Origin of the sequence: Mesorhizobium sp. ESP-6-2 (genome assembly GCF_020164675.1) — a bacterium.
GTDB lineage: Bacteria > Pseudomonadota > Alphaproteobacteria > Rhizobiales > Rhizobiaceae > Mesorhizobium.
In genome coordinates this window covers 301,890-312,831 of record NZ_JAIUGT010000008.1, presented here as the reverse complement: position 1 = coordinate 312,831, position 10,942 = coordinate 301,890, and the positions used below count along the sequence as shown (strand labels likewise).

The window sequence follows — 10,942 nt, the reverse complement described above, 5'->3', positions numbered from 1 at the left end:
AGATCAATGCGGTGGTCACGATCACCGACTTCGACGGCGACACAGTCAGCCAGTCACTCGCCATCGGCGCCAAGATCGTCTTCGAAGATGACGGGCCGAAGGTCCTGAGCGGCCATGCCGCACCGGTGACGATCGATGAGGACGACATTGCCAGCCTGCTGTCGCAGGGAACCTCGCCCTATGACGGATCCGGCGACGGTTCGGGCACGGAGTTCCCGCTGGGTGCGGCGATCGCATCCGGCTCGTTGAACGGGCTTGTCGACTTCGGCGCCGACGGCCCGGCCGCCGGCGGCGGTTTCGGCTTCACCGGCACGGCGGCCGCAGACCTGACGGCCATCGGGCTGTCGTCGAAGGGCGTCGAGCTGAGCTGGATGGTCCAGGGCAACACGCTGGTCGGCTTTGTCGACAGCAACCATAACGGCGCTTATAACGGGCTTAGCGACCGCACCGTGATGACGGTGACGCTGAACGCCTCGAGCGGCGCCTTCGTGGTGCGCCAGTTCGACCAGCTCGACCATGTCGCGCCGGCGGCCGGAACATCGGACCAGAACACCGCGCTGCAGACGCATCTGGGTGGCGGCAGCGCGGCCGGCATCGACCTCGGCTCGGTGTTCCAGGCCAAGGACGGCGACGGCGATACGGTCACGCTGACCGGCAAGGCGACGGTCACCGTGGTCGACGACGTGCCGCAGGTGTTCATCGCGGCGACCGGCGTGTCGGTCGTGCATGACGAGACGGCGGGCAACCAGAACGACGACACCAGCAGCGCCTCGGTCGCGCACCAGTTCGATTCGCTTGGACTGGGTACGGCAAGCCTGGGCTATGCGCATGGCAACCAGCCGGTGGTGCTGTTCGGGTCGCTGCTCGGCACGGACGAGCCGCGCGCGGCGGTGCTCAGCCTTGCGGTCGCGGCGCCGGGCACGGATTCGGGCCTGAAGACGACCGACGGGCACGAGATCTCTCTGTTCAAGGAAGGCAATCTGATCGTCGGCCGCGTCGACAACAACAATGGCACACCCAACGACAAGGGTGCTGTCGCCTTCGCGGTCTCGGTCGACCAGACCGGCCATATCTCGACGGCACAGTACCTGTCGCTGCAGCATCCGCTGGCCGGCAACGGTTCGGCCGGCTCCTATGACGAGCCCATCAACCTGTCGAACAAGATCAATGCGGTGGTCACGATCACCGACTTCGACGGCGACACAGTCAGCCAGTCACTCGCCATCGGCGCCAAGATCATCTTCGAGGATGACGGGTCGAAGGTGACGGCTGTCGCCGCCAGCGGCGTTACGGTAGCGCTTGACGAGACGGCGACCACGAGCGATGCGGCCTTGATCGCCACGCCCGGCATCACCAAGGGCGAGGATCCCGATGTCGGCGGCACCGGCGCGATCGCGCATGGCACCAGCAACAGTGCCTTCGTCAACATCACGGCGCTGTTCGGCGCCGACGGTCCGGCCGTTTCGGGCAGCACCGTCTATGCGCTGAGCGTCACCAATGCGGTTTCCGGGCTTGCCGTCACCGACGGCTCACCGATCACCTTGCAGACGCTGGCCAACGGCGTCGTCGTCGGTGTCGTCCAGGGCGGCACGTTCAATGGCGATGCGGCGTTCGCGCTGTCGATCGATCCGGCCACCGGCAAGGTGACCGTCGAGCAATATCTTTCGCTTCATCATTCGAACGCCACCAATCCCGACGACACGGTGGTGCTGGGCTCGCATTCGGTCGCGGTGAGCGTGACCGTCACCGACGGCGACGGCGACACCGCCAGCGCCAGCGCCGACGTCTCGGGCCAGATCAGCTTCGACGACGATGGTCCGAGCCTGACCATCTCGCAGCCGAACGGTGCCTTGAACGGCCTGTTCCTGACCGGCTTCGTTCCCAATGGCGACGCCTGGGGCGCGGGCAGCGGCACCACGACCGGTCCCGCCGGCGCCTGGACCGTCACGGCCTCGCCCTACGAAGGCGCCAGCAGCATCGAATTGCAGAAGGTCGGTGACGGCTATCGCGGCGCCGACAGCCCGACCAACAGCGTTATGGTCGACCTCGAGGCCAGCCCCGGCAACATCCAGATCTCGCAGACGCTGCATGGCCTCAGCGCCGGCGAATACCGCATCTCCTTCGAGATCGGCGCCGCCAACGACACCAGCCTCCTACACAGCGCCAAGCTCGAAGTGTTCTGGAACGGCGTCTCGGTCGGAACCTACGATCCCACGTCGGGCGTCATGCAGACCATCGCCATCGACGTCACGGCGACGGCCGGCGACAACTCACTGACCTTCCGTGAGATCGGCGAAGCGGGCGACAACACCGGCACCTTCCTTGCCAACATCAAGGTCGGCGACATCATCGTCATCGACGAGACCGCAGGTGTCGATGCTGATTCCGACGACACCACCGATCCGGCCGTGGCGGCCCTGTTTGCCGGCGTCAATGCCGGAGCCGATCCCGACATGCCGCTGCCGCAATACGCGCAGGGCAGCGGCGGGGTGGTCAATGCCACGGCGCTGTTCGGCGCCGATGGCCCGGCAACGAGCAATTCGCTTGTCTATACGCTTACCCTTGCCAGCAATACGGGCGTGGATTGCGGCCTGAAGACCACGGACGGGCATGCCATCTCGCTGTTCACCGACGGCAGCGGCCGTGTGATCGGCGTCTATGATGCCGACAACAACGGCATCACCGCCACCGACAAGGTCGCCATCGCGTTGCATATCGATGCCGCCACCGGCCAGGTCGCGGTGGCGCAATACGTCTCGCTCCAGCATCCCGACACCAGCAGCAACGACGAGGGCATCGCGCTCGGCGCCGGCTCGGTCTCGGTCACGGTCACCGCGACCGACGGCGACGGCGACCACGCCACACAGAGCGCCGACATCTCCCAGACCATCATCTTCGAGGATGACGGGCCGAAGGCTGTCGGAACCGCCTCGATCACGGCGAATGTCGACGAGGATGGCCTTCATAATGCCCAGTCCATGGGGAATGCCGACATTCCGCAATCTGGCGAGGTGACCGGGACAAACTCAGCCGTCGCTGCCGGCGCTGCCGGTGCTTTGAACGCACTTGTCGACTTCGGCGCCGATGGCCCGAATGCAGTCTCCGCTTTCAGCCTGGTTACCCAGATGAACCCGTCGGACTCGGGGCTCGATTCGAAAGGCGGCCACGTCCTCGTCGTCTCGGACGGCGCGACTTTGACCGGCTATGTCGAAGTCGGCGCCGGAGCCGGCTATCAGGCCGGCACGGATCGGCCCGTCTTCACGCTTACCGTCGGTGCGGACGGCTCGTATGTTTTCACATTGATTGACCAGATCGACCACCCGACGTTGAACACGCTCGCCGGCGACAATAGCGAAAACACGCTGGCCAATGGCGGGATTGATCTGTCGTCGTTCGTGATCGCGAAGGACGGTGACGGCGATACGATCGAACTCGCGGCGGGCACATTCAAGGTCCAGGTGCTTGACGACGTTCCGCAGATCGTCGCGCGGGACGCCACGACCACAACAACAACCACGACCGAAACGATCGTCTATAGCCTACAGGCCGGCAACACCGACGTTCGCGGCATGGACGGCGCCGGCAACCACGACATCAAGCTGACCGGAATCGACGTCAACGAAGGCGACAATTCCGTCAACACCACGGGAATCAAGATCGGCATCGGCGACGGCCAGATTATTGACGGTTATGAAACACATCCCGGGTTGACCGGACCAGAAATCCTGACAATGGATTTCGTCAACGGCCTCAACGTCGTCTCCAACAATCCGAATCCGCCTGTTGTCACCGATCTCGGCTCATACGATGTCGACTCGGTCAAGTTCACAATCGACGTTGCCTCGGCGCATAATATCCATGAAGCCGTCCTCTTCATCGGTGCCAAGGACGGAGGCGTGTTCGAGCCGTTCACCGTGAGCATCAACGGTGTGCTGACCAGCGGCACCGCCGTCTTCGAAAGCGGCGTGCAGGTCGGCTACGCCTTCGCCGGCGTGCCGAACGGCGCGACGGTCGAAATCATCGGCAGCACGCCGTTCGACCAGCTCAAGGTCGGCAACTACAACAATTTCACGTTCGATTCCAATGCCGGTGGGACAGATGCGACTTTGTCCGGCGGCAACCCGTTCAAGATATTCGGCATCGAAGCGAAGGTCACCACGGTCACCACGCACACTGAAGTGTTCAGAGTGAGCCACGACGAAACCGCCAGCGTCAACAACGCCGCCGATCCTTATGCGGCCGACGACACCGGCCTGCCGCCGCCCGCTCAGATCGACGAGCAAGGTGCGTTGGGGTATGCGAAATCGTCCGCCAGCGCGCTTGGTCTGTTCAGCGCTTCGGTCGGCGCCGACGAAAATGCCACATTCTCCTTCTCCGTGACGGATGCGAACGGCAATCCGCTGGTGAACGTCGATTCCGGTCTCAGGACCCTTGATGGCTCAGCGATTCTGCTGTCGACGGCCTCGGATGGCGTTCTCGTTGGCGCGGCCAAGGGCGTCGACGTTTTCAAGGTTTATGTCGATCCGACCGGAGCAGTCTGGATCGGGCAGTATCAGCCGATCGCCCACAATGTCGACGGTGCGAGCACGGCTGCGTTTGACGACATCGCGACCGTTGCCGCCGACCTGCACGTCAAGGCCACCATCACTGATTTCGACGGCGATTCGAGCACTGCCGTATCCCACGTCGGCTTGAGCATCGAATTCCAGGACGACGGCCCGGCCGCAGTCAACGACCAGGATTCGGTCACCGAAGACGGACCGCTGTCGGCCGACGGCAATGTAATCACGGGCGTGGGCGGCACCGACGCAAACGCGACCGACGGCCACGCCGATCACCTTGGCACGGACGGCTTCGGTTCGGTCGCCTGGGACGGCGCCGTCGCCAACCATGTGAATGGGCTTTATGGGCAGCTGACCGTCGGCGTCGACGGCAGCTACAATTATGTGCTCTACACGCAAGCTGAAAATCCGACGGGTTACGCCGCGGTGCAGGGGCTTTCCGCCGGCCAGAATCTGGCCGAAACGTTCGGCTACATGGTGACCGACGGCGATGGCGATACGTCGCCCGCCTCTCTGACGATCACGATCGGGGGCGCGAATGACCTTGTGACGATTTCGGGCCTGACGGCTCAGGTGGACGGCGGCGATGCGGTGGTCGACGAAAAAGGGCTGCCACCGCACGGATCCAATCCCGCAGGGTCGGGAGAACTGTCAAACGGCAATCCATCCGACAATTCCGACCATTCGGAAACCGCTGGCGGCACGTTCAGCTTCACTTCGCCTGATGGGCTCGGATCGCTGCAGGTCGGCGCGACCATCATCACCTATGCCGATCTGGCGAATTCCGGCTCCGTTCCGGTCGTCATCGCCGGCGGCCCCGCCTATGGCACGCTGACCATCACGGGCTTCAGCGGGACAGACGCCGGCGGCACTGTGACCTACAGCTTCACGCTGACCGGCAATATTGCGCATCCGGTCGCCGGGGCGACCGGCGCGGCAGACCAGCTCTTCGCCGACTATGGCGTCATTGTCACCGACGAGGACGGCAGTTCATCGAACTCGACACTGTCGATCGCCATCAATGATGATGGACCGCTGGCGCAGAACTATGCGGGAGCGGCCTTCGCCGAGGGCTCCGGCGCGCACGACATTGGCGATGCGGTGACCCTGCTGGGCATCGGCGCGGGCGCCGACGGGTTGCAGGGAACACTGCAAGGCCTGGCCTTCACCAATCAGGGCACGACCGGCGGAACGCTGTCGATCGACGGCGCCGGCCATCTGATCTACACCGCGCCGGCCAACGTCACCAGCGCCAGCACGGTGACCGAGACCTTCAGCTACACGGTCAGCGACAAGGACGGCGACACGGTCACCAGGCAGGTGACGTTCGGGGTCTCCGACACCGGCATCACCAATGTGGCGGCCTCGCAGAACCTGACCGTCGACGAGGACGACATCGGCGGGGCCGGCGGCAACGCGGGAGGTCCAGGCGACGATGCGCCGGTGACGGGCGGGCACATCTCCTACACGCTGGGCGCCGATGCCTTGAGCTCGGTGGCACTGTCGGTCGCCAGCACCGGATTGACCAAGCTCGACGGGACGGCGGTCTCGACCAGCTGGGACGCCGCCAGCCACACGCTGACCGGCTATGGCAGCAGCACCGCGGACGTGGTGTTCACCATCACGCTGAGCAACATCACGGCAACCGGCGCGGACTACACCGTGGCCCTCAACCAGCCGGTCTCGCATCCGGTCCATGACGACGCCGCCACCGGCGCGACGGAAACCGCCTTCGAGGACAATCTCGGCTTCACCGTCACCGCCACGGTGACCGACGCCGACAACAGCACCGGAACCACCAGCTTCACCGTCGCCATCGACGACGACACGCCAGTGGCGCAGAACTATGCGGGAGCGGCCTTCGCCGAGGGCTCCGGCGCGCACGACATTGGCGATGCGGTGACCCTGCTGGGCATCGGCGCGGGCGCCGACGGGTTGCAGGGAACGCTGCAAGGCCTGGCCTTCACCAATCAGGGCACGACCGGCGGAACGCTGTCGATCGACGGCGCCGGCCATCTGATCTACACCGCGCCGGCCAACGTCACCAGCGCCAGCACGGTGACCGAGACCTTCAGCTACACGGTCAGCGACAAGGACGGCGACACGGTCACCAGGCAGGTGACGTTCGGGGTCTCCGACGGTGCGGGCCCGGTGGCGGGCGCTCCGATCACGCTGGCGCTCGACGACCAGAACCTCGCGGACGGCTCGACGCCGGGCGCGACCAGCGACCAGCACTCGATCACCTTCACGCCGGGCTCGGATGCGATCGCGTCGATCGCCTTCGGCACCGATCTGACGGGGCTCAACGCCGCCAACCTGACCTGGGAGCGGATGTCAGACACCCAGATCCTCGGCAAAGACACGGGCAGCGGCGTGACGGTGGTGACGCTCGACCTGTCGGTTGCCGGCAATGTGGGGACGGTGACGGCGACGCTGAACGACAATTACGACACGCATCCCGACATCACTCTCGACGATCTGGTCGACCTCGGCCATGTCGGCGTGGTCGCCACCGACACCGACGGCACCCAGGCAACGGGCACGGTCAACGTGACGGTGTCGGACGACGTGCCGACGGCATCGGCGGAGGCCTCGCAGGCAGTTGCGGAAGGCGCGACGGTGACGGGCACGCTGGACTTCGTCACCGGCGCCGACGGCGCGATGGTGACGCACATCAACGGCACGGCGCTGACGTTCGGCCTCAACGGCTGGACGGATGCGATCGACATCGGCGCGGGCACCATCAAGGTGAAGGCCGACGGTTCCTATTCGTTCACGGCCGGTGCCTCGGTCAACAATGACGGCGGTGCCGTGCCGGTCAACGCGACCTACACGGTCACGGACGGCGACGGCGACACCTCGACGGCGGGGCTTGCCTTCACCATCACCGACGGCGCAGGCCCGGCCGCAGGTGATCCGATCACGCTGGCGCTCGACGACCAGAACCTGGCCGACGGCTCGACGCCGGCGGGCCCGGATACGGCCGCCAGCACGATCACCTTCACGCCCGGCTCGGACGCCATCGCCTCGATCGCCTTCGGCACCGACCTGACCGGCCTGAACACCGCCAACCTGACCTGGACACGGATTTCGGGTACCCAGATCGTCGGCAAGGACGGCGCCGTGACGGTGGTCACCCTCGACCTGACGGTTGCCAGCAACGTGGCCACCGTCACGGCCACCCTCAACGACAATTACGACGCCCATCCCGGCCTCAATGCCGACGACCTGGTCAATCTGGGCCATGTCGGCGTGGTCGCAACCGATACCGACGGCACCCAGGCTACCGGCACCGTCAACGTCACCGTCTCCGACGACGTGCCGACGGCGGTCAATGACACCTGGGCTTCGACCATTACCGGCCCCACGGTCCTCACCGGCCTGCTTGCTAATGACAAGTTCGGCGCCGACGGCGTCGATACGGACAATGCTCCGACGCCAGGCCAAGTCGTCGTGACAAACGGCGCCCATGGCACGGTTACCTACAACAATGACGGGACGTTCACCTACACGCCGACCGGCGTCTATGTCGGATCGGATTCCTTCAGCTACACGATCAAGGACGGCGATGGCGACACCTCGACCGCGACGGTAACGCTCAATGTGCAGACCAACACGGTTCCGTCAGGTGGCGGAACGGTGTCGCTGACCTTGAACGAGGCCGCGCTCGACACCACGCTCGATGCCACGGCCCCCGCTGATCTCCACGCCGGTGCCGTGACCGGCACAAACCCCGGCAGCCACGGGGAAACGGCTCAGGCAAACAGCGGGATCACCTTCACCACATCGGGTGAAGCCATCACAGTTGCGTTCGCCAACCCGACCGGCGGCGATCCGAACTGGACGAGCCCGACGGTCTCCGGCCTGGCGGCGGGCTACTCGATCAGCTGGGCAAAAGTCGGCGGCGAGCTTGTCGGCACGTTGATGCAAGGCCCCACCAACCTTGGACCGGCGATCTATCTGGCGCTGTCCAACACCAGCGCGGCCGCCAACAGCTCGCTGACACCGGTGGTGACCGCGACGCTGACCGACCAGTTGCAGCATATTGCGGGCTCCGGCAACGTCACCATCACCGGCGTCCAGATGGTGGCTACCGACACCAGCGGCGATCATGTTTCCGGCACGGTCAACCTGACAGTGCTGGATGACGCTCCTCTGCCGTTCAGGCCGGACGGCATCTTCGTGGAGAACAACACGCACACAGCGCTGACGGAAAACATCAACTTCGCCGCGAGCGCCGGTGCCGACGGGGTCGGCAATGTCGTGTTCAACGTGACCGAAGGCGCGGCCGTCACATCGGGCAGCACCAACATCTTCCTGAATGGCGAGCAGGTCTTCTTCCATGTGGTCGATACCCACACCGTGGAGGGGCGGACCTCGGCCGCCAATGGCAGCGACCTTGCTTTCACGGCAACCCTCAACCCGGCGACGGACAGTTGGACCTTCACCCAGGCCGCGACGATGTTCGCCGGCAACCAGTTCAATACGTCAAACTTCTCTCCCAGCGGCGGCAACAATGACGCGATCGTTCTGAACTCGATAGGGTCGACCAGTGACCTACTTGCGACGGGCAACGGTCATCCCGTGAACACCAGCACGGGCAGTTGGGGCGTCAATGGGGGAAATAGCATCGAACCGGGTGAGGCGATCCGTTTCGATTTCGTCAGCAATGCAACTACCGACGGGACCATCGCCGGAACCCCGGCGGGCGTTGGAGCTGGAATCCACTACACCGATCACTATGAAGTCGCGAGCTACACACAGGGGATTGGCAATGTCTCGGGATCAGATCCGGTCTCGATAATCATCCGCCCGGTCAATGCCGACTACGACAATTCCTATATAGGCGATGTAACCGGCGAAAGCACAGCGTTCGGCAGCCTTGTCACTGTGATCAATGGGTCCGGTGGTGTCGTTGTTCCGACCGCCACATACAATGCCGTCAACGGAACGTGGACCATCACCGGCTTGGAGCAAGGTGATACCTTTACCGTGGTCGCCAATTCCGATCCATTCAGCGCGATCGAGATTTCGGCCAATGCGGGCTCGAATGACTTCAAGCTCGGGCCGGTCACCTATACGACAGCCAATGCCGCGACACCGTTCGACATCTCGATCCCGGTCACCGCAACCGATGGCGATGGCGACCAGATCGCGGGCTCGGTCACGGCCCACCTCTCACCCGATGCCAGCACCTGGCAAGGTACTGCCGGCGCCGATACACACACCACAACGACCACGGAAATCGCCCTCTTCGGCGAAGATGGCAACGATATCCTGACCGGCCTTCCGGGACAGGCCGATTTCCTTGCAGGCGGGCGCGGAATCGACACGCTGTTTGGCGACACCGGGAACGACACGCTCTATGGCGGCTCCGGCAACGATACGCTCAACGGCGGCGGAGGCAACGACCTGCTGATCGGCGGTTCGGGTCAGGATACGCTGATCGGCGGCACCGGCGCCGACACGTTCAAGCTCGAGCATCTTGATATCAAGGATCTCATCAGCGACTACAGCGGCGGCGATGGTGACGTGATCGACCTGACGTCCCTCTTCAAGACCGGAGCCGGCAACGTCGCGGACTTCGTGAACTACGACGCGGCGTCGAAAACCCTGAGCGTGGATGCTGACGGCCTGGCCAATGGAGCCGCTTTCGTAGACGTGGCGACCTTCCAGACAACGCCCGTGACCAACACGATCACGCTGCTCTATGATGATGGGACAAGCACGCACACGACCACTGCAAATCTGGTCTAGCGGCATGGCGCAGCGGGACAAACACATGCTATGCATTAGCGAAATCTGTATTAGGGCTATTGAGGGGATTTTTATCATGACGCGTTCTGCAAGACTGCTGGTTTCGGCCGCGGCCCTGTTGTTGACGGCCGGGTCGGCCGGTTACGCCGCCGACATCATCGGCGCGCCGGTCGACTATTGCCGCACTGTGGGAACGTCCAATCTGGTGCTGACCGAAAACACGGCCGACCTCACCGAACAGGTGGTCAAGCTGATGGACGAGTCCATCGCCGTCGCCAAGGATCCGGCATGGATCAACTCGTCCCGGCCGGCCTTCGTCTGGGCTTCGGAGGCCAAGGTCGCGTGCGGCAAGGCCTATGGCTACCTGAAGACGAACTACCGTGACGAAGACTACCTCAACAAATGCGAGTGCTTCCACGATCGCATGGTCGAGTACATGCACTGACCGGATAGGCAACCTGCGCCTGTTGGCCACCATGGCAGCGGACGGATCAATCAATCTTGAAGGCGATCGCCGCAACGATCGCATGACCAGTTTGCCAGGATGTCACGCGGGCTTCTGCCAATGGGCTGGAAGCGCCCTCCATGGTACAATCTCCGTCGTCCGGTTCGGCGCCGTCGAT

At 64.2% G+C, this 10,942-nt stretch carries 2 protein-coding genes; both read left to right on the top strand.

Translation table 11 applies throughout. From position 1 onward, the window contains the following. Window positions 1-11: 11 nt before the first annotated feature. Window positions 12-10,319 (top strand): DUF5801 repeats-in-toxin domain-containing protein, encoded by a 10,308-nt coding sequence (locus LB532_RS21850; RefSeq protein ID WP_318011237.1) that lies wholly within the window; start codon window positions 12-14, stop codon window positions 10,317-10,319. A gap of 76 nt (window positions 10,320-10,395) precedes the next feature. Beyond that, window positions 10,396-10,764: a hypothetical protein gene (locus tag LB532_RS21840; RefSeq protein ID WP_140642681.1), complete on the top strand. Its 369-nt coding sequence runs from the start codon at window positions 10,396-10,398 to the stop codon at window positions 10,762-10,764. Window positions 10,765-10,942: the final 178 nt, after the last annotated feature.